This is a genomic window from Ruania rhizosphaerae (genome assembly GCF_009805705.1).
Classification (GTDB): domain Bacteria; phylum Actinomycetota; class Actinomycetes; order Actinomycetales; family Beutenbergiaceae; genus Ruania; species Ruania rhizosphaerae.
The window spans coordinates 29,149-52,615 of sequence record NZ_VSMB01000010.1 but is presented as its reverse complement, the minus strand read 5'-3'; the positions used below and the strand labels follow the sequence as shown (position 1 = coordinate 52,615).

General features: G+C 68.4%; 23 protein-coding genes, 1 tRNA gene and 1 pseudogene. 9 read left to right on the top strand and 16 right to left on the bottom strand.

From position 1 onward, the window contains the following. Window positions 1-55: 55 nt before the first annotated feature. Genes FV560_RS14065 through FV560_RS14040 form a run of 6 tightly spaced genes read right to left on the bottom strand, consistent with a single transcriptional unit; the run spans window position 56 to window position 7,222 of the window. On the bottom strand, window positions 56-2,086 hold the full coding sequence (locus FV560_RS14065) for a hypothetical protein (RefSeq protein ID WP_159622183.1): 2,031 nt from the start codon (window positions 2,084-2,086) through the stop codon (window positions 56-58). Continuing rightward, on the bottom strand, window positions 2,083-3,126 hold the full coding sequence (locus FV560_RS14060) for a glycoside hydrolase family 130 protein (RefSeq protein ID WP_235020135.1): 1,044 nt from the start codon (window positions 3,124-3,126) through the stop codon (window positions 2,083-2,085). The genes FV560_RS14065 and FV560_RS14060 overlap by 4 nt, the downstream gene beginning before the upstream one ends. 9 nt (window positions 3,127-3,135) lie before the next feature. Beyond that, window positions 3,136-3,966 carry a carbohydrate ABC transporter permease gene (locus tag FV560_RS14055; protein WP_159622182.1) on the bottom strand — a complete coding sequence of 277 codons (831 nt, stop codon included), beginning with the start codon at window positions 3,964-3,966 and terminating at the stop codon, window positions 3,136-3,138. Window position 3,967: 1 nt separating this feature from the next. Beyond that, entirely contained in the window at window positions 3,968-4,912 is a 945-nt protein-coding gene (locus FV560_RS14050; protein WP_159622181.1) for a carbohydrate ABC transporter permease, read from the bottom strand. 1 nt (window position 4,913) lies between these two features. Continuing rightward, on the bottom strand, window positions 4,914-6,188 hold the full coding sequence (locus FV560_RS14045; RefSeq protein ID WP_159622180.1) for an extracellular solute-binding protein: 1,275 nt from the start codon (window positions 6,186-6,188) through the stop codon (window positions 4,914-4,916). Next, the gene (locus FV560_RS14040) at window positions 6,185-7,222 is read right to left on the bottom strand and encodes a LacI family DNA-binding transcriptional regulator (protein WP_159622179.1); all 1,038 of its coding nucleotides are present in this window, start codon (window positions 7,220-7,222) and stop codon (window positions 6,185-6,187) included. Before FV560_RS14040 ends, FV560_RS14045 begins: the two co-directional genes overlap by 4 nt. Before the next feature lie 154 nt (window positions 7,223-7,376). On the opposite strand from FV560_RS14040, the gene orn reads away from it, so the two are divergent. Further along, complete coding sequence (gene orn, locus FV560_RS14035) at window positions 7,377-8,036, top strand: oligoribonuclease (protein ID WP_275401908.1); 660 nt, start codon at window positions 7,377-7,379, stop codon at window positions 8,034-8,036. A gap of 113 nt (window positions 8,037-8,149) precedes the next feature. Next, window positions 8,150-8,225: transfer RNA gene (locus FV560_RS14030), tRNA-His, on the top strand. 152 nt (window positions 8,226-8,377) lie between these two features. On the opposite strand, the gene FV560_RS14025 is transcribed toward FV560_RS14030, so the two are convergent. From FV560_RS14025 to FV560_RS14015, 3 genes are all read right to left on the bottom strand, one after another. Continuing rightward, the gene (locus tag FV560_RS14025; protein ID WP_159622178.1) at window positions 8,378-9,430 is read right to left on the bottom strand and encodes a methyltransferase domain-containing protein; all 1,053 of its coding nucleotides are present in this window, start codon (window positions 9,428-9,430) and stop codon (window positions 8,378-8,380) included. Window positions 9,431-10,063: 633 nt separating this feature from the next. Next, window positions 10,064-10,705: a dihydrofolate reductase family protein gene (locus tag FV560_RS14020; RefSeq protein ID WP_159622177.1), complete on the bottom strand. Its 642-nt coding sequence runs from the start codon at window positions 10,703-10,705 to the stop codon at window positions 10,064-10,066. Beyond that, window positions 10,702-11,370: a winged helix-turn-helix transcriptional regulator gene (locus FV560_RS14015; protein ID WP_159622176.1), complete on the bottom strand. Its 669-nt coding sequence runs from the start codon at window positions 11,368-11,370 to the stop codon at window positions 10,702-10,704. Before FV560_RS14015 ends, FV560_RS14020 begins: the two co-directional genes overlap by 4 nt. A gap of 139 nt (window positions 11,371-11,509) precedes the next feature. Here FV560_RS14015 and FV560_RS14010 point away from each other — a divergent pair, with 139 nt between their 5' ends. Continuing rightward, on the top strand, window positions 11,510-11,839 hold the full coding sequence (locus FV560_RS14010; RefSeq protein ID WP_159622175.1) for an ArsR/SmtB family transcription factor: 330 nt from the start codon (window positions 11,510-11,512) through the stop codon (window positions 11,837-11,839). Beyond that, window positions 11,839-12,375 (top strand): SRPBCC domain-containing protein, encoded by a 537-nt coding sequence (locus FV560_RS14005; RefSeq protein WP_159622174.1) that lies wholly within the window; start codon window positions 11,839-11,841, stop codon window positions 12,373-12,375. The genes FV560_RS14010 and FV560_RS14005 overlap by 1 nt, the downstream gene beginning before the upstream one ends. A 78-nt stretch (window positions 12,376-12,453) precedes the next feature. On the opposite strand, the gene FV560_RS14000 is transcribed toward FV560_RS14005, so the two are convergent. Continuing rightward, a complete protein-coding gene (locus tag FV560_RS14000) occupies window positions 12,454-13,065 on the bottom strand; it encodes a M15 family metallopeptidase (protein ID WP_159622173.1) in 612 nt (203 codons plus the stop codon). Window positions 13,066-13,151: 86 nt separating this feature from the next. On the opposite strand from FV560_RS14000, the gene FV560_RS13995 reads away from it, so the two are divergent. Both FV560_RS13995 and FV560_RS13990 read left to right on the top strand, forming a co-directional pair. Beyond that, entirely contained in the window at window positions 13,152-13,832 is a 681-nt protein-coding gene (locus FV560_RS13995; protein ID WP_159622172.1) for a response regulator transcription factor, read from the top strand. A 20-nt stretch (window positions 13,833-13,852) separates the two neighbouring features. Beyond that, window positions 13,853-14,944, top strand: a complete 1,092-nt coding sequence (locus tag FV560_RS13990; RefSeq protein ID WP_275401907.1) for a sensor histidine kinase — start codon at window positions 13,853-13,855, stop codon at window positions 14,942-14,944. Window positions 14,945-14,948: 4 nt separating this feature from the next. Here the strand turns inward: FV560_RS13990 and FV560_RS13985 are convergent, their stop codons facing one another. The 6 genes and pseudogenes from FV560_RS13985 to FV560_RS13960 all read right to left on the bottom strand — a co-directional run bounded on the left by FV560_RS13985 (window position 14,949) and on the right by FV560_RS13960 (window position 20,625). Further along, window positions 14,949-15,665, bottom strand: a complete 717-nt coding sequence (locus FV560_RS13985) for a response regulator (protein ID WP_159622171.1) — start codon at window positions 15,663-15,665, stop codon at window positions 14,949-14,951. Further along, window positions 15,662-17,068, bottom strand: coding sequence for a sensor histidine kinase (locus FV560_RS13980; protein ID WP_235020134.1), 1,407 nt, complete (start codon window positions 17,066-17,068; stop codon window positions 15,662-15,664). Before FV560_RS13980 ends, FV560_RS13985 begins: the two co-directional genes overlap by 4 nt. Window positions 17,069-17,146: 78 nt before the next feature. Then, window positions 17,147-18,010, bottom strand: a complete 864-nt coding sequence (locus FV560_RS13975) for an ABC-2 transporter permease (RefSeq protein ID WP_159622170.1) — start codon at window positions 18,008-18,010, stop codon at window positions 17,147-17,149. 8 nt (window positions 18,011-18,018) lie between these two features. Beyond that, window positions 18,019-18,900: an ABC-2 transporter permease gene (locus FV560_RS13970; protein WP_159622169.1), complete on the bottom strand. Its 882-nt coding sequence runs from the start codon at window positions 18,898-18,900 to the stop codon at window positions 18,019-18,021. Beyond that, window positions 18,900-19,655: pseudogene (locus FV560_RS13965) on the bottom strand (ABC transporter ATP-binding protein); the annotation flags it as partial. The gene FV560_RS13970 and the pseudogene FV560_RS13965, both read right to left, overlap by 1 nt. Window positions 19,656-19,845: 190 nt before the next feature. Continuing rightward, the gene (locus tag FV560_RS13960) at window positions 19,846-20,625 is read right to left on the bottom strand and encodes an SGNH/GDSL hydrolase family protein (protein WP_200837698.1); all 780 of its coding nucleotides are present in this window, start codon (window positions 20,623-20,625) and stop codon (window positions 19,846-19,848) included. A 123-nt stretch (window positions 20,626-20,748) separates the two neighbouring features. On the opposite strand from FV560_RS13960, the gene FV560_RS13955 reads away from it, so the two are divergent. The 3 genes from FV560_RS13955 to FV560_RS13945 all read left to right on the top strand — a co-directional run bounded on the left by FV560_RS13955 (window position 20,749) and on the right by FV560_RS13945 (window position 23,461). Then, on the top strand, window positions 20,749-21,423 hold the full coding sequence (locus FV560_RS13955) for a response regulator transcription factor (protein ID WP_159622167.1): 675 nt from the start codon (window positions 20,749-20,751) through the stop codon (window positions 21,421-21,423). A 104-nt stretch (window positions 21,424-21,527) separates the two neighbouring features. Then, window positions 21,528-22,973, top strand: coding sequence for a sensor histidine kinase (locus FV560_RS13950; protein ID WP_235020133.1), 1,446 nt, complete (start codon window positions 21,528-21,530; stop codon window positions 22,971-22,973). Next, a complete protein-coding gene (locus tag FV560_RS13945; protein ID WP_159622166.1) occupies window positions 22,970-23,461 on the top strand; it encodes a hypothetical protein in 492 nt (163 codons plus the stop codon). Before FV560_RS13950 ends, FV560_RS13945 begins: the two co-directional genes overlap by 4 nt. Window positions 23,462-23,467 lie beyond the last annotated feature (6 nt).

Here is a 23,467-nt window from a genome sequence, read left to right as displayed (position 1 = left end):
AGAGTCAGGGCCCCGCAGGATTCGTTCCTGCGGGGCCCTGGTGCGTTCGGTGCCCCTATCGGGTGGTGGCAAACCCGCCACCGGCGATGCGCACGCGACGTCCGGCACGAGCCTGCCCGCGCTGGGCCCCTCGCACGGTGAAGGTGCGGCCGCTGCCGTCGGCGAGCGCCTCGGTGAGCAGCGTGCGATCGGAGGCGTTGACGTACAGCGCTGCCTCCCCGGTCTCGGTGCGGTACACAGCACTGGCCACGACCGGCCGCATCAGCACCCCGTCCAGGCGCAGGTCGCCAGTGCTGGTGCACCGCACCCGCATCCGCCCAGCCGGTAGCGGACGCTCCAGCGGGAGCGGTCGGAGCGCGCCAGGCGCCTCAGTCAAGCCGGCGGCGCCGAGACCGCCGGCTGGTGTGGATCCGAGAACGGGACCGTCGACGATCTCCCACTGACCATGTCCAGCCTCCTCGGCACGCTGCCACACGATCGGGTGCAGTTCGGCATCGCCCGGGAGGTCGAGCTCGAACTCGACCCACTCCCCCGCCGGCACGCTCACGTACGCACCACCGGACAGGTTGCCCTCTCCGGTCCATGCACCGCTATCGGGGAGCTCCACCACGCACCCGGCGCTCAGCGTTGCCGCCTCGGCCTCCACCATGCTGACCCCATGGGTGGACTCGATGCCGGTCATGGACCGCGCGATGGCCGCCACCTCAGGACGCTCGTCCAGCAGCAGCATGGTGAGCAGGGCGTGAATGGTGGACTCAGCCCCGCTGTTGCGGTTGATCCGCCCGTCCGGTTCGATCCCGTCCACCGTCACACCCGTGGCCGGGTCGTACACCGGCTCACCGGCCGGGTTGGCACCGAAGAACCAGCCGGCCGCGAGCGCCGCCACCTCGGCGAGCCCGGGGCCTCCGGTTGCCTCCGAGACTGCAAGCGCAGCCGCCGCCCGGCCGTGCACGCCGTAGGCGATCTGCGCCTCAGCGGGAGTGGGCGCCCAGGCGTTCACCGGTCCCCCGGTGGCGAGCAGCAGTGGGGTGAAGGATCCGGCATCAGCGACTGCCACCTCCACCAGGTCCGGGCGGCCGAGCACGGCGCCGGCGCGGGCGAGCGCCTCAGGGGTGGCTGCTCCCCACCCGTGCCAGAACCCGAGCGAACCGGTCCATGGCAGTACGGCACCGAATGGCCACACGTCTGTGCCGGTGCCCATCCGGGCGATGCCCTCGGCGTAGGCGCGCAGCGCGTCGGCCACCACGGCGTCATCGGGGTCTGCTTCATTCGCGGCGGCGAGCCCAAGCACGGCCTCGGCGGTGGCGTCCGCTCCGCCGGCGATGAGCCAGTCGGGCAGTTCCACGCTGTCACTTCGCACCAGGTCGCCGACCCGGGCGAGCGACTCCTCGCCCAGTGCCGTCAGAGCCAGGTGCAGCCGATCGCGGAGGAATCCGGCGAACGCTACGAACTCCACTCCCGAGCCTGCAAACACGGCATAGCCCTCGCCGAACGCCCACACGGCACGGGCGAGCCAGTAGGACTCGGCCGAGTCTGACGGATCCGGGAGCTCTACCGGTTCGGCGCTCGGGTTCAGCGTGCCGTCGCTCTGCTGCCAGAGGACGACCCGACCGGCGTCGGGTCCGGAGTCGTTCTGCAGGTAGGCGAGGGTGCGCAGGGTCCCGACGGCGGCCTCCCGGCTGCGTGGATCACCGCTGGTCTGCCAGTCGCGCAGGAACACGACGGCGGCACGGGCGATGTCGTCGACGTTGTACGCACCTTGGGTCCAGTGCCCGGTGGCGGGGTCGAGGGAGCCGCCGCCGACGCGAGTGAACGTCTCGCCGTCGAAGTCTGCATAGGTCCACGGGGCGAGACCGAGGCTGCCCTGGTCGTAGGTACGGTGGTGCTCCAGCTCGGGCAAAGGCACCTCGTCAAGCAGGAATCGCAGGTGGTCCAGGTTCGTCAGGCGCGCGGTGCCGCCGGGGCTGCGAGCGCCAGGGGGCATCGCATGAGCTGGGGCAAGCCCCAGGGCAGCGGAGGAACCAGTGGCGAGGGCCGCCGTCGTACCGGCAGCCAGGCCGAGGAATGCTCGACGTGAGGCGCTCATCGTGACCCTCCGCCGTCAGGGATCGTGACTGTGGAACCCCAGCCCTGGGCGGGATCGTGCACGGCCACGGCGAGTGTGGTGTCGGACTGGCCGTAATAGGCGAACCACTTCCCGGCGAATCTCACCAGGCCCTCCACGAAGGTGACGTTGGAGACCAGGCCGTGGGTGTCCTCGAAGGTCTGCGGGCGCAGCCAGGGTTCCTGCAGCCGGGCGAGCACGCGGGTGGGGTTGTCCGGGTCGATGGCGATCTGCCCGCATCGGTAGTCCACGTCCACACGGCCGTCGGCGTGCACGGTGCGGGTGGCGCCGTTGGTGAGGAAGACGAGCAGCCCGTTGCTGGCGAGCACCGGGGAGGTGCCGATCTCCACGAGGTCGGCGTCGAAGGAACCGGGGGTGGGAGCGTACATCGGCTCGGTGTCGGGTGTGCCGGGCTTCCAGTGGATCAGGTCCTCGCTGGTGGCCCAGTAGATCGCACCTTCGCCGAAGTACATCCACCACTGGCCCTGCATCGGGAACGGCACGATCACGCCGGCCTTGGACCAGTTGAAGCCGCGCGGGTCCATGGTGGCGAAGGTGTCGAAGTCCTCGAAGAGGGGCCCGTGCTTGGTCCAGCTGCGCAGGTCGGTGGAGGTGGCCAGGCACAGCTGGGCGCTACGGCGGTCCCAGCCGGTGTAGGTGAGGTAGTAGGTGCCGTCGATCGCGACGATCCGCGGGTCCTCGCAGCCGTACCGTTCGTAGTCCTCGCTCGGGGAGAGGATCGGGGCGTCCTCGCGCTCGAAGTGGTAGCCGTCACGGCTCCTGGCCAGGCCGATGTGGGAGACGATGTCGTCGGCGTGCGCACGGTAGAGCAGCAGCACCTCGTCACCGTCCACGAGCGCGGCCGGGTTGTACAGGTTGGCCGACTCCCAGGAGTTCCCGCGGGGGCGCAGGATCGGGTTGTGCTCGTACGGGGTGAACGGGCCGAGCGGGAAGGTGGCGCCGGTGAAGATGCTGGGCACCGTGGACTCAGTGGTGGGCTCGGTGGAGGGGAGGGTAGACATGGATTCCTTTCAGCCTTTGACGGCAGCGCCGATGTCGGAGGCGGTGAAGTAGCGCTGGAACAGCAGGAAGAGGATCACCACGGGGAACGCGAGCGCGGTGGCGCCGGCGAGGATGGCCCCGTTCGGGTTGGCGGTGGACTGGGCGGCGTTGGAGATGTAGTTCGCCAGGGAGACGGCCAGGGGCTGCAGGGACGTGTCCTTGGTGATCAGGAACGGCCAGAGGAACTCGTTCCACGGGCCGATGAAGGTCACCAGCACCACCGTGACCAGCGCGGGCCGCACCATCGGGACGGCCACCGAGCGCAGGATGCGCAGCTCGGAGGCACCGTCGATGCGCGCGGCCTCGAACATCTCCTTGGGGAGAGCCTTGAAGAACTGGGTGAAGATGAACACGGCTGTGGTGTTGATGCCGAACGGCAGGATCATCCCGAGATAGGTGTCGCCGAGGCCGTAGCTGCGGGTGATCTGCACGTACAGCGGGATCATCAGCAGCTGGAAGGGCACCATCTGCACCAGCATCATCAACACCCAGGTGGCGCTCTTGCCGCGGAAGTCCAGCCGGGCCAGGGCGTACCCGGCGAGCAGCCCGAAGGTGACAGTGCCGAGCAACACCCCGGCGGTGAAGATGAGAGAGTTCGCCAGTGAGCCGAGCAGGTCGATCCGGGCGTTGATGGCCGTGAAGTTCCCGAACGTCCAACCGGAGATGGGGAACATCTCGTCCGGCGTGTTGGTCGGGTTCTCCTGGAAGGCGCCCACCACCATGAAGTAGAACGGGAACGCGAAGACGATGGCTGCGGCGGCGAGCAGGACGTAACGCCACCAGGTCGTGGTCCGGGTCATCTCACGTCTCCCTGGTGAGTCGGTTGGCTGTGAGCGAGAGCAGCCCGACGGCGATCACCAGCAGCATGCCGATGGCCGAGGCGGTGTCCGGGTTCTGCTGCTGGATCCCCTGCTGGTAGATGAGCAGCACGGGTGTGGTGCTTGCCCCGTCCGGGCCACCGCCGTTGGTGAGCAGGTACGGCTCGGTGAACAGGTTCGCGCCGGTGATGATGGCCAGGATCAGCACCAGCGTGGTGGCGCTGCGCACGCCGGGGATGGTCACGTGCCGGAAACGTTGCAGGGTGGTGGCGCCGTCCGTGGCGGCGGACTCGTGCAGCTCGGAGGGGATGTTCTGCAGGGCGGCGAGGTAGAGCAGGATGTAGAAGCCGAGCTGCTTCCAGGTGACGTAGAGGGCAATGCTCGGCATCGCCAGGGCGGAGTTCACCAGCCAGGACGGGTCCGGTGCGAGCGGACCCAGCACGCTGTTCACCAGCCCGCCGGAGGAGAACAGCAGCATCCACACGCCCACCAGGGAGACGCTCGCCGTCAGATAGGGCACGTAGAAGGCCACCCGGAACGCGGCCGCCCACCGGATCCCCGCGTTCAGGGCACTGGCCAGGACCAGGGCTCCGACCGCCGTCAGGGGCACGTTGATCACCAGGAACACGGCGGTGTTGCGGAAGGACTCCAGCACCTGGGGGTCGGTGAGCACGTCGGCGAAGTTGTCCAACCCCACGAAGGGGCGTTCCACCTCCACGCCGGGTGCGGTGAAGAAGTAGTCGTGGAAGGCGATGTAGCAGGCGAACCCGAGCGGGAAGGCGAAGATCACCGCCACGAACACCATGTACGGCAACGCGAACAGCGAGCCGATGGGGTTCCTGCCCAGCAGCCGGTTCCGGAGCGGGCCTCCCGCGCGCGGCCCCGGTGACGACGGAGTGCGCGCGGGAGGGGCGGCGATGTCGGTCATGTCAGCCCACGAGCCCGGTGATCTCTTCGGCCGAACCGGAGAGGAACTCCTCGGTGGAGGTGTTGCCGAAGATCACCGCTGAGGAGTAGGCCTCGCGGAACACCTGCCACGCCTCCACAGAGTTCGGGATGCTCGGCACATCGGCCACCCGCTCGGTCTGGCTGGCGAACGCGGCATACATCGGGTTGGCCTCGAAGTAGTCCGGGTAGGTGCCGGCCAGGTCGACGCGCATCGGCATCTGCCCGGTGGCTTCGAGGAGCTGCCCGTCGGCCTCGGCGCTGGTGGAGAACTTCAGGAACTCCCAGGCAGTGGCCTGGTTCTCACAGGCGGTGAACATGGAGATGTTCTTGGAGTCGGCGAAGGTGACGACCTCCTCGCTCCCACCCGAGGTCGGCACCGGCATGAACCCGACGTTCACGTCCTCGCCGTAGGAGGTGATCGCCCAGGGCCCGGCGAGCTGCATGGCGGTGTTGCCGGAGACCATGGCGTCGTCGGTGGCCGCCTCCTGCGGGGCGAGCTCCTCGGAGTAGATCGTGGACCAGAACTCGGCCACGGCGGCGCCGGCCTCGTTGTCGAAGGTGGCGGCGCCGTCCTCGACGAGCTGCGTGCCGCCGGTCTCGGCGAGGTAGAGCGGGTAGAAGTCGAACCAGGGCTGGTAGAACTCGTTCGTCGGGGACGGCCAGATGGCGGACTGCACGCCCGAGTCGACGAGCTGGCGGGCACCGTCGAGGAAGTCGGAGTAGGTGCTCATCCCCGGGTTCTCCGGGTCGAGGCCGGCCTGTTCGAAGAGGTCCTTGTTGTACATGACCATCACCGGGTTGGATTTCCACGGCAGCTGGTAGTACCCACCATCGTTCTGATAGGCGGCGGTGGAGTCGCCGCCACGTTCTTCGATGTAGGACGCGCCATCGTCGAAGGTGGTCAGGTCGACGAGACCGCCTTGCTGCACCCAGCCGGAGACGGCGGCGGTGGCGATGTTGTACACCAGGCATGGTGCCGTGCCGGCGGTGATCGCCGCGGTGATGGCTTCCTCGGAGGAGGAGCCGGCGGGGATCTCCTGGGCGGTGACCTGCTGGTCGGGGTTCTCGGCGTTCCAGGCTTCCACCACGCCTTCGCCCCAGGCGATCTCGGCCTCGTTGTTGGACAGCCAGATCTCGATCGGGCCGGTGCCGGCGGGCGCTGCGTTTCCGCCGTCGGCAGGGTCGCTACCTCCGGAACAGGCGGCAAGCATCAGGGTCGCGGCACCAACGAGTGCCGCAGTCTTCGTGAACTTCATCGTTCTTCTCCTTGGAGAGTGGGTTGGACCTGCGTGCTTGCACGCAGCTGGAGCCGGTTGCAGTCAAGTTGGATGGTGCGCGCGGGCTCACCGGCAATATCGGCGAGCAGTGCCTCGGCGCAGACGCGGCCACGTTCGATCGGGTCGGTGGCCACGGTGGTCAGAGCCGGCGACAGATGGGCGGAGAGATGGTCGTCGTCGAAGCCCGCGACGGCGAGGTCGCCCGGGACGGACAGGCCGATGCTGCGTGCGTACGACAAGCCCGCGATGGCCATGGTGTCGTTGGCGTAGAGGATGGCGGTGGGCGGGTCAGGCAGGGCGAGCAGCTCGGCGGTGCGGTCGCGACCGCTTGCGGCGCCGAAGTCGCCCTCGGCGAGAAGGTCCTCACTCCCGACGGCGGCCAGGTATGCCTGGGAGCGCACGTGGGAGTGGACGTAGTCCAACGGTCCCGCCACGTGGGCGATCCGCGTGTGACCCTCACCGCGCAGGTGGGCCACGATCTCGGCCATCGGCGTGGCGTCATCGGTGCGTACGCAGGTGAATGGGCTGGGGGCGTCGTAGGCGCCCAGCACAACGCCGTGCAAGCCCAACTGGTGCACGTACGGCACCCGCCAGTCGGCGCGGTGCAGGTCGAGCATGATCACGCCGTCGGCCCGACCACTGGCCATCGCCCGGTAGGCACGTTCTTCGGCGTCTCGGCTGCCGGCCACCTGGAGCACCAGGGCCACCTCGGCGGTGGCGAGCACTGACTCCACCCCGGCGATGAAGGCGGGAAAGAAGGTGTCCGAGGCGATGATCTCGGGGTCCCGTGCGAGAACGATGCCGATCGCGTTGGCACGCCGGGTGGCCAACGCGCGGGCACTGGCACTGGGCAACCATTGCAGTTCCTCGGCGGCGGCGAACACCCGTGCCTTGGTGGCCTCCGAGATCGGACGGCGGCCACTGAAGGCGTGCGAGACGGTCGCCTTGGTCACTCCTGCTTTGGCAGCCACGTCACCGATGGTCGGTTTCGCCGGGCTCGGCAGCTGCGGCATCTCGGGATCTCCTTCGTTGGACTGTTAGTGGTGACGTTAACCGGTTTGATTCTCGGAGGTCAACCGGTTTGATGCGTTTGATGACGAGTCCGATTTGGAGGCGTTCGCGACGGCCGTGACCCCCCTGTCGGCGGTGGTCGATACAGTGAGGCGCGTGAGTTCTCCGTCCAAGACCCCTGGCCGCGGCGATCCGATCGTCTGGATCGACTGCGAGATGACCGGCCTCGACCTCCACAACGACGCGCTGATCGAGATCGCCGTGCTCGTGACCGACTCCGAGCTGCACACCCTCGATCCCGGTCTGGACCTGGTCATCGCTCCCCCGCCGGGCGCCGTCGAGCAGATGAACGAGGTGGTGCGCACCATGCACACCACCTCCGGACTGCTCGATGAGCTGCCGAACGGGATTCCGCTGGCCGACGCGCAGTCGCAGACGCTCGAGTACATCAAGCAGTTCGTGCCAGAGGCGGGCAAGGCACCACTGGCGGGCAACTCGGTCGGCACCGACAAAGCCTTCCTGGAGCGCGACATGCCCGAGCTGACCGGGCATCTGCACTACCGGATCATCGACGTCTCCTCCATCAAGGAGTTGGCGCGGCGCTGGTACCCACGGGCGTACTTCAACTCCCCGAAGAAGGATGGTGGGCACCGCGCACTCGCCGACATCGCCGAGAGCATCGACGAGTTGCGCTACTACCGCGCGGTGTTGTTCCCGGACGATGCCAAGCAGCCGGACTCCAAATCAGCGCAGCGCACAGCCGCCCTGATCGCCTCCTCCCCCACGCTCCCTGCCAAGGCGGAACCGCCCGCCTGAGAACCAGCAGTCCCGCTCCCGGGTGTGCCCACAGACACATCGTGCGGCGTCCCGAGACACCCGGATCGTTCGCTACACTGGTGGATCGCAGCCGCTGTGTGCGGATGCACTTGGTGGCTATAGCTCAGTTGGTAGAGCACCGCGTTGTGGTCGCGGGGGTCGCGGGTTCAAGCCCCGTTAGCCACCCCAGACGAGCGAGGCCCGGACTCCTTTCCCTCACCGACCACGGTAGGGCGGAGCCCGGGCCTCGCTCATGTTGTGACAGCAAGATCAGCCCACGAATAGCCGGGCCACCCGACGCCACCGGCACCCGGGAACCACGGGGCGCGCCCTCTCGGAGCTCATCGAGGTACGGCAAGAAGGATGCGTGGGTGTCTGCCTGCGACGCTGAGCGGATACGTGGCGGTGAGCGCCCAGTCCCGGCGACGAGTCATGACGGGCTCCTGGGCTTCATCCAGCAGCACGACGAGCAGCCCGTCCGGCCGGATCACTCTGTGCCACTCGGTCAGGAACGTGGCGAGGTCGCCGGCCCGCTGACGGATGCCCCAGGGTGGGTTCGTGATGATTCGATCCACGCTGTGCGGTGGGACATCACATGCACTCGCTTCGCCGCGGTTCCATTCGATCGGTCGCCCACCGCTGTTGTGCCGGGCGATCGCAATCGCGCTGGGGGCGATGTCACGTCCGACGAACCCAGCCGCAGGTGCGTGCATATGAGCCTCGATCAGGATCGTTCCTGCACCACAACAGGGGTCGACCACTGTGTGGTGGCTGTCGATCCCAGCGAGACGAGCCATTGCCGCCGCAACCGGCGGGTGCAGACTCCCGGGAACCGTGCGTGCCCGCCACGGGCGCCGGTGGAGGGGCGCAGCGAAGAGGCGCGGACCGACGTACATCGTCGATCCGTCCAACGTGACGCGCCACTGCGCGGCATCGCGTGGCCGCACCCCGCCGTCGCGACGGGAGACATAGGTGCCGACCCCTTGCCGCGACAACGCGCGACCGACAGCGTCTTCGATGTCGAAGCGGGAGTATCTTCGTCGCCCGACGAACGATGCTGAGACAGCGAACGTTGGTGGGCCCACCCACGCACGACTGACCGGACCCAGACTGGCAGTGGTATTCCACAGGGGAACGCGCCCGGGACCCGGGTCGGGAACTTGGGCCGCGACGGCGAAGACGTCGTCGGCAAGCCGGGGCGGGCGGGTCAGGATCCATCCAGCAGCAGGCGACACAATGATCTGGCGCTTTGACACCTCCTCGACGAAGTGGCCGGCAGCGGTGACTTCAGTGGCCACGAGCTGTTCCAGGCCAGTCGTGGCGCGCACGACGACCTTCGAGTCAGGAGAAAAGTGGTAACGGTACGGCGCATCGGAAACGCGCGCAGAAGACATGACGAACTCTTCCGGTCAGCGGTCGGGAGCTGCCGGAGGACTGCTCCCGCATCGCTAGCCGCGGGCACGGAGCCGCTGAGAATGGCTAGCGGATAGCTAGCCGAGTCGGAAGAACGTGTAAGTCATACCCTCGATCGTACGTGGTAGGCCGCTCGGCCGACCACGCGCCAGGCGCCTGAGTTCGCTCGGCTGCCGCAGACTCCCGGTGGCAACGCGCGCGGGACTCGGCCGCTTCCCACTCCGAGCCCCGGACGTCGACGCGGAGTCACGCGGTCCCTTGACTCACGACGAGTGAGGAGCGTCGACCGCACCCCCATACACGCCGTAGCGCTCAGCAGGTTCGTTGATGCTGATAGTCCGCTACGAGGCGGTTGACCTCAGAAGCGGAGCGGAACTCTGATGAATCTTTGCCCCTCCGGACCACGGGCACCCGGGAGTCCCGACCGAGCCGCCGTCCGGTCTCTGCGCGAACCGGTCGACACCCCCGCTCCCACCGGTTTGACAGCGGGGCACAGTTGGCGAACGCGCTGCGCGGGGCCCACATGACGCGAGCACGCGCAGCGGGCCGCTCCGCCGGCGGCGGAGCAGAATTCGACAGTTCGTGACGGCGTACGCCAGGTGGCGGTGCTGCCCTCAGGATCGAGTGGGCGGTCGCTCGAGGTGCAGCGCGACGGCACCTGTGTCGTATCGACGACTGCGAGTCGTCATCCATGACCTCGACGGTCCTTCAGCAGGAAAGAGATGTCGGCCACGCCCGAGAACCTCCGGGAAGACGAGGAACCGGTACTCATCGACCAGATCGGCCCGGGCTAACTGATCCGCGATGTCCTGACTACCGATCAGCATGATCTCCCCCCTCGCAGCCAGTTCGCGCCGCAACGCCACGAAGGGCTCATCACCAAGATGATGGGAGTTGGCCCACGCGCTGACATCCGAGCGATGGGAGATCACCAACTTGGGGAGGGTGTTCATGGCCCCGACCAGGTGCTCATGCGCGGCGGCCGAGGTGGGCCAATAGGAGGCGAGAGAATCGAACGTCCGGCGACCCATGAGGAAGCCACCGAGACGCTCGTACTGTGCAGCGATGTCGACCTCGATCTCATGGCTGAAGTGTCGCTGCACCCAGTCCATCTCGTTGCCGGGCGGGCCCTCGAACCGCCCATCGAGGGAGAGGAACTCGTAGACGATGACACGCCCCGACCCCTCAGGTGAGTGGTCGGCCGACGTGCCGCCGCGGCTCACCGCCGTCGATACGTCGATTTCGGGTCCATTCATAGTGTTCCTTTCGTTGGAGGTTCAGGAAGGGTGAAGCACCGGGTGAACAGCTCTGCCGATCCGCGCGAACCCTCGATGCGAATCACATCGAAGGCCGTCCCAGCCGCCTCAAGACCCTGATAGACGTAGGACGCCATCGTGGGAGGGTCTGCATGAAGGCGTAGTCCCGACGCCCGGCCGGTGTGCGGAGCGTCGCGACCGATCGTGAGGACCCCGCTGCCGATGTGCACGCCGAAGCAGTCTTCGCCCATCACCAACTGCGCGTCGAGCTCGACACCGGCAGCAGCATGGGCATCGAAGGTGGTCTTCAGCGACAGGGCCAGCGATGAGGCACTGAGCGCCTGATGAGAGAGATCCACCGCGGTGCGCGACCCCCACCTCCCAAGCTCAATCAGCACAGGCTCCAGGGCGGCACCCCAGGGTGTCAGCTCATAGACGTTCGCTGGCGTCGGCGGAGCCAGCCGCCGCTTCACGACAACGCCCGCCTTGACGAGCTCCTTGAGTCGAGCACCCAAGATGTTGGTGCTGACGCCCGGCAGCGCCGTGTCGAGATCCGAGTATCGGCGAGGACCGAAGATGAGCTCACGTATCACCGGAATCGCCCATCGCTCCCCCACCACATCCAGGGCCCGCGTGATTCCGCAAGCGTCGAGATAACTACGCACACTTGTACTCTGCCAGTAGCCACTTGTTCTTTACAAGTGCCGCTGGTAGCGCGATGGTGCCGTTCGGTGCCGGCTCGCAGGGTGCAGCACGCATCAAATTCCTTGACAGGAATATTCTCCGAGCGGAATAGTTGCCTCCATGCCAACCCGAGACGCGTTCACGGTGCTGGCCGACCCGACCAGGCGCCAGATCCTGGACCTCCTGCGCGAGCGTGACCTGATGGTCTCGGAACTGGTCGACCTGCTCCGGACGGCACAGCCGAACGTCTCCAAGCACCTGAAGGTGCTGGGCGAGGCCCAGCTGGTGAATGCGCGCGTCGATGGACCACGCCGGCACTACACACTCACACCGGAACCGCTGCGTGAGCTCGACAAGTGGCTCGGGCCCTACCGGCGCGCCTGGGCCGACCGCCTCGACGCCCTCGAGGCACACCTGGACGAAATGACCGACGCCGAAGGAGAACACTGATGTCCGAGACACCCATGGGCACCGTCACCCGCGATGGTGCGGGAGTCGTGCTGCGCTACGAACGGGAACTGCGCCACCCCCCGGAGAAGGTCTGGCGAGCGATCACCGAGTCCGAGCACTTGCGACACTGGTTTCCCGCCGACATCATCGGCGAACGGATCCCGGGCTCAACCCTCACGATCGCGTTCTGGCCCGAATCGATCGAGCAGGCCGGGTCCGAGATCGAGGCCGCCGGGCTCGATCTGAATGATGCGAGCCTTCCCGGCGAGCTGCTGACCTGGGACCCACCTCGCACGTTCGAGTTCACCTGGGATAGTGAGCGGCTCCGGTTCGAGATCGAGGCGGTCGACGGCGGAACTCGCCTGACCGTGACAGTGCACGCCGACAAGCCCGCACCGCGAGGCTTCGCCAGCACCGCCACCGGATACCACCTGTGCGTCGATGCCCTCGTGGCACACCTCCACGACGAGCAGGTGGATCTCTTCAGCTCCGAGCGCACGGCGACGCTCGAGACAAGCTACGCAGCCGTGCTATGACCTGGTGCCCATCGCGACGGTGGCCTGAGTGTCGTTCGAACGCGCTCCGACGACATCCAGGCCGCCCTCGGCGCGGCATCACTGGAGCCGAGGATCCTCGGTGGGATCGGCGAACATCGGCGGGCACCCGTGCTCGGCGGCTTCCTGGCGCAGCTCGTAATGCCAGGGCTCATTGCCGTAGACCTGGCAGAGCCCGTACCGGACGCCATGTTGGGAGAGCCATGACATGGCGTCGACGGGCCCGATGTCGATCGCTTCACCCGACACGTGGGCCGAGGTCTCGGCCGTGGCGACCCAGCGAGCCGCCGCGGCCTCGGAGCCGTACTCGGTGACGGCGTCGTCCAGCAGCTGCTGCTGGAACCTCGCCGAGCGCCAGCCACTGGTGACCGAGAACTCGACGCCGTCGTCGGCGGCGACGGAGGCAGCACGGCGGACGGCGTCAAGAAGCTCCGGCTCAAGGTTCGCCACAGCGGGGGTGTCGTCATCGAAAACGGACACGGTGGCGCCGTCAGGAACGACGCCGTCGGCCTCGTCCGGGGCGCCGCGGTGCCCACCCTCGAGCACCTCCAGCGCTGCCGGCGCGGACGGGAGCAGCGCGCGGTAACCGACCAGGCCCGCCAGTACCGCGACGGCCACGCCGACGACGAGAAGGATCCGAGGGGTGCGAACGACTGATCTGTTGCGACTCATCACGCCAGTCAAGGTGGGGCCGTGTTGCGCCGGCGTATGCAGTTCTCGATACGCCGACGATAGGTCCCGGCTCGTAACATCACAGGATGCGCGTGCTGATCGTCGAGGACGAGCCGTACCTGGCCGAGTCCATCCGGACCGGCCTGCGGCTCGAGGCGATCGCCGCCGACATCGCCGGCCATGGGGACACCGCCTTGGAGCTGCTGGCGGTCAACGACTACGACGTGGCCGTGCTGGACCGGGACATCCCGGGACCCTCAGGTGATGACGTGGCCCGGCACATCGTCGACTCCGGCACCGGCACTCCGATCCTCATGCTCACCGCCGCCGACCGGCTCGACGACAAGGCGTCCGGGTTCGAGCTCGGCGCCGACGACTACCTCACCAAGCCGTTCGCGATGCGCGAGTTCGTGCTGCGCATCCGGGCGCTGCAGCGCCGCCGATCCCACCAGCGGCCCCCGGTCCTGGAGATCGCCGGTCTGCGGGTGGACCCGTTCCGGCGCGAGGTCTACCGGGAAGGGCGCCATGTGTCGCTCACCAGGAAACAGTTCGCAGTACTCGAGGTGCTCGCCGCCGCCGGCGGCGGGGTGATCAGTGCCGAACAACTGCTGGAGCGCGCCTGGGACGAGAACGCCGATCCGTTCACCAACGCCGTGCGGATCACGGTTTCCGCGTTGCGCAAGCGCCTCGGTGAGCCGTGGGTGATCGCTACCATCCCGGGGGTCGGCTACCGCATCGACACCGAAGCCATGGACTCTCGGCGGTGACGGTGTCGAGGCGACCGGGCGTGAGCGTACGGGTCAAGCTCACGCTGAGCTACGCCGGGCTGGTCATGATCGCAGGCACGCTGCTGCTCGCTGTCGTATGGGTGTTCCTGCTGCGCTACGTGCCCGACGGGCCGATCGACACTCGCGGACCCTTCGTCCCGAACCGCTCCGATCTCGAGCGAGCGTTTGCCCCACGGATCGCCCTGGCGTGGGTGCTGCTCCTGGTGTTCGGTCTCACCGGCGGCTGGCTCCTCGCCGGCCGGATGCTGGCACCGCTCGCGCGAATCACCAGTGCCACCCGTGCCGCCTCGACGGGCTCCCTCTCGCACCGGATCCGGATGGAGGGTCGCAACGACGAGTTCCGTGAGCTCGCCGACGCCTTCGACGTGATGCTGGAGCGGCTGGAGGCGCACGTCGCCGAGCAGCAGCGGTTCGCGGCGAACGCCTCCCATGAACTACGCACACCACTGGCCACGACGCAGTCGCTGCTCGAGGCCACCCGTGCAGACCCGAACCGTGACGTCGATCAGCTGATCGCACGCCTGCACGAGGTGAATGCACGAGCCATCACCCTCACCGAGTCCCTGCTCGTGCTCAGCCATGCTGGTCGCCGGACGTTCGCCCGCGAGCGCGTCGACCTCTCATTGCTGGCCGAAGAAGCCACCGAGACGCTCCTGCCTCTCGCCGAACGGCGGGGTATCGCTCTCGACGTCTCCGGTGAGGTGGCGCAGACCGTCGGCTCCCCCGCGCTTCTGCTGCAGCTGGTGACCAACCTGGTGCACAACGCGATCGTGCACAACGACGGTGCCGGCGGCTCGGTCTGGGTGAGCACCGCCGTCGACCGTGACACCGTGCTGCTCACGGTGGAGAACACCGGGGAACCGGTGCCACCGCAGGCGATCTCGACGCTGACCGAGCCGTTTCAGCGGGCGACCGAACGCCTGCACAACGATCAGCGCGGTGGGGTGGGCCTCGGGCTGGCGATCGTCGCCAGTATCTGCGAGGCACACGCCGGACGGCTCGCCATCTCGGCACGTGCACCCGGAGGGCTGCGTGTCACTGTCCGGCTGGCGTACGCGCCCGACGGCGGCACTGCTGGTGGGACTCCCTGAAGCCTCAGTCAATGGGGCGCAGGCCAGGGTGAGGTCCGCCGTCGCCCTCCCCCACGCCAACGAGACCATACTCGTACGCTGCGATCACCGCCTGCACCCGGTCGCGCACGCCGAGCTTGGCCAGGATCCGGCCGACGTGGGTCTTCACCGTCGTGGCCGAGAGGACAAGACGCGCGGCGATCTCCGCGTTGGAGAGCCCTTCCGCCACGCACCGCAGCACGTCGAGCTCTCGCGGGGTGAGGACATGCAGGCGAGGATCGAGCCCGTCTTCGCCGTGACCAGCACCGGTATCGGCGGGCAGGTGCGCGGCGAACAGGTCGAGCATGCGGCGCACCAGCCGCGGTGCGACGACGGAGCTGCCTGAGGCCACCGTGCGGATCGCCTCGACGAGTTCATCCGGGCGGGCGTTCTTCGCGAGGAATCCACTCGCTCCCGCACGCAATGCGGCGAACGCATACTCATCGACATCGAAGGTGGTCAGCACGAGCACCCGTGTGGACGGGTGCTCCGCAGCCAGCCGCTGCGTGGCTTCGATTCCGCCCATGCCGGGCATTCGGATGTCCATCAGCACGATGTCAGGCGAGAGCGCCGCCACCTGCTCGAGCGCGATCCTGCCATCCGACGCCTCGCCGATCACCTCGAGGTCGGGCTCGGTCTCGATGACGAGCCGAAATCCCATCCGCACCAGAGCCTGATCGTCTACCAGCAGCACTGTCGTCATCGGCGTTCTCCCTCGTGGCCACCGGTCGACGGCAAGACGACGGCCACACGCCATCCTCCGTCCGTCCGCGGGCCGATCTCAGCATGGCCGCCCAGGAGCGCGACCCGCTCGCGGATCCCGACGACACCCCGCCCGGTGCCGCCGGCGCCGGGCCGTGTGCCACCGGAATCGATGATCTCCACCTCGACGAACGTGCCGCTGCGCCGCAGCGTGACCTCCACGGACGAAGCGCCGGGAGCGTGCCGGAGCACGTTGGTCAGGCTCTCGGAGACGATGCGCACCACGGCCAGGCGCAGCGAGGTGTCCTGCGGGAGCTCTGTCTCCAGGCCAGAGGCCGTGACCGGAAGGCCGGCCACGCGGAACCTCTCGACGACGGTACGCAGGTCAGTCGCAGCAGTTTCAGCCAGGTCGGGGTGCCCATCGTCGTCGGCATCATCGGGATCGAATACCTCCAGCACGCGCTGCATGTCCGACAAGGCCGTCCGACCAGTACTGGAGAGCTCACGCAGGGCCTGACGTGAACTGTCCGGCGCGCGCTCAAGAGCCTTGTCAGCGCCGTCGGAAAGAGCAACCATCACCGAGACGCTGTGCGCGACGACATCGTGCATTTCGCGTGCGATGCGTGACCGCTCGGCAGCGCGGGCGAGCGCCGCACTCTTGTCGCGATCGCGGGCCATCGCCTCGTATCGCTCCATGAGTCCGAGAGCGTGCAACCGGCGGGCACGGACTCCCGACCCGGCTGCCACCCCCAGCAACAGGAGAGCGAGCAGGAGGAACACCGACGCCGAGCGACGCCCCGGCGAGAAGAGCGGCTCGGGGAGCTCGTGGACCGGGTCACCCGTCGGCGTCATGATCGGATCACTCCAGAGCAAGATCTCTGCCAGACCGATGTCCTGCCACCACCACATCGCGATCGAGACGGTGACGAACACGGCCGCACAACTGAGCCAGGTGGTCCGCGGAGGCCGGTCGGAGGCAACCGCATAGAGCGCACACGCGAGGCAGACTCCCACCACCCCCAGGACCCCCGCACTGGCGAGGGACGCCACGGCCAGGACGCACAGCGCCACTGTGACGGTCAGCGGCCGCGCTCGCCGGGCGAGCAGTAGCACCGCCCCTACCGCAGCCCCGACGAGCCAGGCGGTTGGGACCAACCACGACGCACGCGCGTCCTGCGGGTACAAGCCCAGGCCAGTCGCTCCCCGGACAGTCAGGGACGCGAACAGCACAGTCAGCAGCCCGAGAAGCAATACCGCCACCATCAGCGCCACGTCGGCGATCCGGGGATGGGCGGCGACGAGGCGCCCCAGCGGCCCCCGCCGCTGGACCTGCATCTGCGTCAGTGGCGCGGCCGAGTCCGCACCCTGAAGCCGCAGGGATCCGGTGGTGCGCCGAGTCGTCACGACCTCACTCTCCCATCCATCGCCCCGCCGGGGCCCAGGAGCGGCACACCTGTGCAGACAGGTCCCGCTGCGCACGCTTCACGTGAGGTCATGGCGGCGTAACCGGTATCCCCCGGCCAGGAGCAACGCGAGCACCCAGCCACCGAGAACGGCCGTGCCACCCCAGGCTCCGAGCTGGGGCCCCAGGCTCGTCGCATCCAGCACAGCGAGCCCGGCGTCGTCGATGAGTAGACGGGCGCCGGATCCCGGCAGGAGGGCACGCACCGTGTCGGCGATCTTCCCGGGGTTCACTGCCAGCAGGTGGTCGATCACGATCACCATCAACACCCCGGCAACGAGGGCCGCACTGGGGCGACGCAGCAACGCCCCGATGCCGAGCCCGACCAGCGCGATACCCACCAGGTACACGGCGAATCCAGCCAGGATCCGGGCTGTCTCACTGTCGGTGATGGTGACGATGAGCCCGTGGTCGGAACGCGCACCGATCGTCACCAGGTACGAGGCGAGGAGCGCAACGGCCGCCGTCCCGAACGCGGCAACGATCGTGACGACTACCTGCGCCACGAGCACCGGCAGGCGCCGGGGAACAGCGGTGAACGTGGCTCTGAAGGTACCGGCACCGTACTCGCCCGTTCCCACCTGAACACCCAGGACCAGGGCGCCGAGCTGGGCAAGGAGGTAGCCGGAGACGATCAGCGACGCCCCGGACTGGTCGTCGCCGGGGCGGACGAACAGACCCAGTGCGTAGGCGAGCGAGGCCGCCGCGAGGATCGTTCCCACTGCGGTCCACAGCGTCGAACGCAGACTGAGCAGCTTGGTCCACTCCGCGGCGAGAACGCGGGTGAACGTGACGCCGGGCCGCGCGGGTGCTGTGGTCGGGGACGGCGACCCGGGGCGCGTGGATTCCAGCCGGTGCTGAGGAGTACTGGTCGCGCGATTCATCGAGCTCCTCAGGTCGCGTCGCGGGTGCGCAGGCGCACGGCGGCCCCTGCGAGCGGGAGAAGGATCCAGGCACCGAGAACACCTGCCCCGCCCCACCGGCCGAGGTCAGGGGCGCCCTCGACGCCACTGCCTTCCGGAACGGTCAGCAGCGAACCGGCCCCACTCGGCGAGAAGGTGACGGCGGTGTTGACCACGGCCTGTGCCGGCGGGGAACTCCCGGGCTGGCTCGGGGCCATCGGGTCGGTCGCCATATCGGCCGCGAGCATGAGCACGATGGGGAGCACAAGGGTCAGCGTCACCGTAGTGACGACGGCACGGACCGGGCGTCGCAGCAGCGCACCGATGGCCATACCGAACAGCGCCATACCCATGGGATAGATGACCATTCCGGCGAGGATCTGCATCGTCTGCTCCCCCGTCAGGTCCACGGTGATTCCTCGGGAGCCGGCCGCCGGCAGAATTCCGAGGACCGCTGCGCCCACGGCCACCAGCGAGGTCACGAGTGCGAATGCGGCAGTGACCACCACCTGAGCGGCGAGCACGGGCAGACGCCGTGGCACTGCCGTGAAGGTGCTCTGATAGGTCCCGGTGCTGAACTCTCCCGTTCCCACGAGCACGCCGAGCACGAGAAGTCCGATCGGCGTCAGGACGAGTGCCGAGGTGAGTGAGCCGAGCGGGTCGAATCCCGGGTCACCTGAGGAAGCGTTCGCCGACAGGTAGGTGAGAGCCCCGGACACGGCGACGGTGACGGCTGCGAGCAGGTACGAGGACCGCAGACTGGTGATCTTGGTCCACTCCGCGGCGATCACGCGCCCGAAGGTCGCGCCTCGGCCGGACACAGCGGGCGGGCGGGCCGACGTGGCGGTGGGAGAAGATGCGGACGCGCTCATCGGGTCACTCCCGTGATGGGGACGACAGAACCCGTGGCGCTCCGGCCCCGGTACTGCACCGCATCTGAGGTCAGCTTCAGGTAAGCATCCTCGAGCGATCCACCTTCGGCCGTGAGCTCGGGGACCGAGGCGTCAGCGAGCAGACGCCCCTTTCCGATGATCACCACTCGGTCCGCGCACAGGGCCAGCTCGTGCATCAGGTGCGAGGAGAGGAGAACGGTCCGGCCCTGCGCCGCAAGGTCACGGACGAGTCCGCGCACCCACAGGACGCCGTCGGGGTCGAGACCGTTGACCGGTTCATCGAGGATCAGCGTGTGCGGGTCGCCGAGGAGGGCACCGGCAATCCCCAGGCGCTGCCCCATCCCGAGCGAGAAGGTCCCCGCTCGGCGGCCTGCGACCGACTCCAGCCCGGTCATCTCGATCACCTCATCCACCCGCGAACGCGAGATGCCATGGGTGCGCGCCTGCGCCAGCAGGTGGCGGAAGGCCGTCCGCCCGGGGTGCACCGAGCGGGCGTCGAGCATGACGCCGACCGCCTGCAGCGGCGCCACGAGATCCGCGTACCGCTGACCGTCGATCGTGGCCCTGCCCGATGTCGGGCGTTCGAGCCCCACGATGATCCGCATCGTCGTCGACTTGCCGGCGCCATTCGGACCGAGGAAGCCCGTCACCGTGCCCGACTGCGCCGTGAAGGTCAACCCGTCCACGGCCCTGGTGGGCCCGTAGCACTTCGTCAGCGCCTCCACCTCGATCATGAGTTCTCCTGTCGTCGATGGGCGAGAGCCTCATGGCTCCTCCGTCAACGACGCTACGGAGCCGCGCCGATATCACTCGACCTTCCAGCGACCGATATCGGCGTCGCGACGGGGTCGTCCTCCAGGAGGACCCCGTGCGCCCGCGGCGGGATCTGGAATGCTGCTGGAATCGCGACCGCCTCGGCGGAGTTCAGCAGCCGGTGAACAGTTCGTCCGAGGACCACCCTGCGTTGGCCCACTCCTCTGCGTCAGCGGGCTCGAAGCCCGGATACAGCCCAACGAGCTCATCGAGCAGCCAACTCGCGAACTCGGCGGCACCCTGCGGGCACGTGTGGATCCCATCACTGCTCCGGTAGACCTGCCCGTCGTGTTCGCGCGAGTACTCCTCGCCCCAGACCTCGGAGGCATCGAGGAACTCGGTGCCGTCGTCCTGTGCCGCCACCTCGGCAGCGACCTCGGAGGTGGCGGCCAGCTCATCCAGGTGGTCGGCGTAGAACTCGTCGGGCTCGATGGGGGGCATGGACACGAGCAGCAGGTCCGCATCGGAATCGGCGGCTACGCTCGCGAGCCGCACGTACGCCTCGCGCTGCTCCTCCCGCGTGCCCCAGTCGTAGCTGGTGATCTGGTAGACGACGACGCCACCCTCCGCCTCTGCGAGACGCTCCGGCAGCTCCTCCCACTGGGCCTCCGCGTTAGGCCCCACCACGTTGCCGCCCCCGGCGGAGGTCTCGTCAACGAAGTACGCCCCGCTGGACGCCACCGCCTGGGACAGCGGCAGAGCTTGACCTGCCGCCACCGAGTCTCCGAGGAGGAGCAGTGGTGAGACGCCGGCGTCAGCCGCCGCCTCCGACTCGGTCCAGCCGGTCTCGTCGCCGGTGTCTTCGCCGGGCCCGCCACCACAGGACGCCAGCATGAATACTGCGAGGAGTGCGGTGGTCGTCGCTGTAGTCCTGGTGTGCTTGATCATCATGTGGTCGACTCTGCACGCCGGATTTCGCCGCCCCGGCACGTCGGTGTCACAATCCTGTCGCAAAGAACGGTCCTCCCCGGCTCCGGCCTCCGGCGCGGCGGGTTCGTTCCTAGACTGGCTGGCGTGACCTCAGTTCTCCTCATCGAAGACGACCCCCTGGTCCGACGCAGCCTGGAACTGGCCCTGGGAAGGTACGGCTACACCATGATCACGGCTGCCACCGGTGAGAACGGGTTGTCGAGATTCACCGAGGAGGCGCCCGACATCGTGGTCCTCGACCTGATGCTCCCGGGGATCGACGGATTCGAGGTGTGCCGTCGGCTCCGTCTGGACTCGCAGGCACCGATCATCATGCTCACCGCACGCACGGACGACCTCGATGTCGTCGGCGGATTAGAGGCAGGGGCCGATGACTATGTCGTGAAGCCGGTCCAGCCGGCGGTGCTCGACGCCCGTATCCGGGCGGTGTTGCGCCGGGCGGTCAGCGATCTCGACGGCGTCCGCTCCCACGGCTCCCTGCGTATCGACACCGAGTCGCTCACGGTGACCCTGGGTGGCGCTCCGGTTCCGATGACGCCGACGGAACTGCGCCTCCTGCTGACGCTGTCTCGCTCCCCCGGCCGTGTCTTCAGCCGGCAACAGCTGCTGGAGGAGGTCTGGGGGCACGGATACCTCGGGGACTCGCGGCTGGTGGACAACGGGATCATGCGGCTGCGGGCGAAGATCGAGGACGACCCCGCCCACCCCGAGTACGTCCAGACCGTGCGCGGATTCGGATACCGATTCGGCCCGGTGTGAGTGTGGCACCGCGTCAGGAGCGACGGCGGAGGCTCCGCCCGGGCAGGCCGCAGGGGCTGGGCAGACTGCGTGGGCTGCGTGGGCTACGCGGGAGATTCGTCCTCGTGTTCGTCCTGATCGCAGTCCTCGGAGCGAGCGCGGCCGCGTGGGCGGGCGCACAGTACGCCTCTCGGGCGCTCACCGACTCCAGCCAGCAACAGCATGCCGACGCCCTTGTCGCGCAGGTGACCGCCGCCGCACCCACAGTCGAGTACCCGCCGAGCCGGGATGCACTCGACCAGCTCCGCGCCGCGGTCGGGCCGCATGCCCTCGCGGTCTACCAGGACGCGCAGTCGGCCTCTGGCATCTTCATCGCCCAAGACGGGCTCATCACCAGTGACTTGCGCGACGCCGTCGCCAACGCCACGGCGCCAGGGGGCACCTTCACACAACGCGTCATGGTGGAAGACACTCCCTGGGTGGTCATCGGAGCCCCGGTGATGCTCACCGCACCAGATGGCACCCGCAGTCCCTCCGGGGTCGAGGTCTACCGAGCACAGGACCTCTCCCCCGTCGACGCTGACATCGACGCTCTCACGCGCGCCGCCATCGGCACCTCCGCGCTCGTGCTGCCGGTCGCCGTGCTGCTGGCGTTGCTCGCCTCCCGCACTGTGCTCGCGCCGGTACGGCGACTGCGCACCACGGCCCGGCGGCTGGCCGACGGCGACCTCAACGCCCGGACGCATCCGCGCGGTGTCGACGAGCTGGCGCAGCTCACCAGCACGGTGAACGAGATGGCCGAGTCGCTCCAGCAGTCGATGGTCTCGATGGCCCGGATCCAGGACGACGCTCGGCGCTTCGCTGCCGATGTCTCCCATGAGCTGCGCACGCCACTGTCGACACTCACCGCGGCCGTGGAAGTGCTCGACGACGCTTTCCAGCACAGGTCCGCCCCCCACCCCGGCACGGACGCGAGCACGAGCACGGACACGGACGCCGCACAGGAGTCGGCCCGGATGGCACTGGTCGAGACCCGGCGGCTGGTGCGCCTGGTGGAGGACATCATGGAGATCGCGCGATTCGATGCCGGCACGGCCGCGATGCGGCTGGAGCCCACCGATCTTCTCGCCCTCGCCCGCGACTGCGTCCGTAGCCGCGGCTGGACGCAGGACGTCACCCTCACCTCTCCCGAGGGCGCCGACCTGGTCGTGCAGGCGGACCGGCGGCGCCTCGACGTCGTCCTGGCCAACCTGGTCGGAAACGCCCGCCGGCACGGCGCACCACCGGTACGGATCGCGTTCTCCGCCGCACCGGACGCCGTCGAGGTGACCGTAGCCGACTCCGGCCCCGGCATCGGTGAGGATGTGCTGCCGCGGATCTTCACGCGCTTCTACAAGGCCGATGCCGCCCGTACGCGCAGCCACGGGAGCGGACTCGGGCTCGCCATCGCCTGGGAGAACACGGCACTCCACGGCGGGAGTCTCACCGCAGCGAACACCCCCGACGGCGGAGCCCAGTTCACGATGTGGCTGCCCCGGGCGGGCAGCACGCCGGAAGGTGAGGAACGATGACCAGATGGCTGCGCCACGTGGCGCTCCTGGTAGCCCTAGCCGGAGTCGGCAGCTGCGCGGTGCAACCCTCCCCGGTGGAGCAGGGCCCGCAGGCACCCACCGGTCTGGCGCCCGGTGTGACTCTGTATTTCCTCGACGACGGCGATCTGGTGCCCCAGGAACGTCAGACCCGGCGTCTGGGGTCCATGCAGGAGGCTGTCTCCTTGTTGCTGACCGGTCCAGGCGGGTCCGGTCTGGCGACCGGGATCGCGGAGGTGGCGGTGCACACCACCCATGTGACCGTCGGAGAGGACGTCATCGATGTGCGTCTGCCGCTGCCGACCGGCGATGTCACCTCCGACGGCGTGGACCAGATCGTCTGCACGGTGCTGGCAACGCACGTTCAGGCGGGGGGCTCACCGGAGATGCAGGTGCGTCTGACCTTCACCGACGTCCCTGCCACGAACTCAAACCCGCTGACAGAACCGCGCACCTGCCCGCTCCTGTAGCCGGGC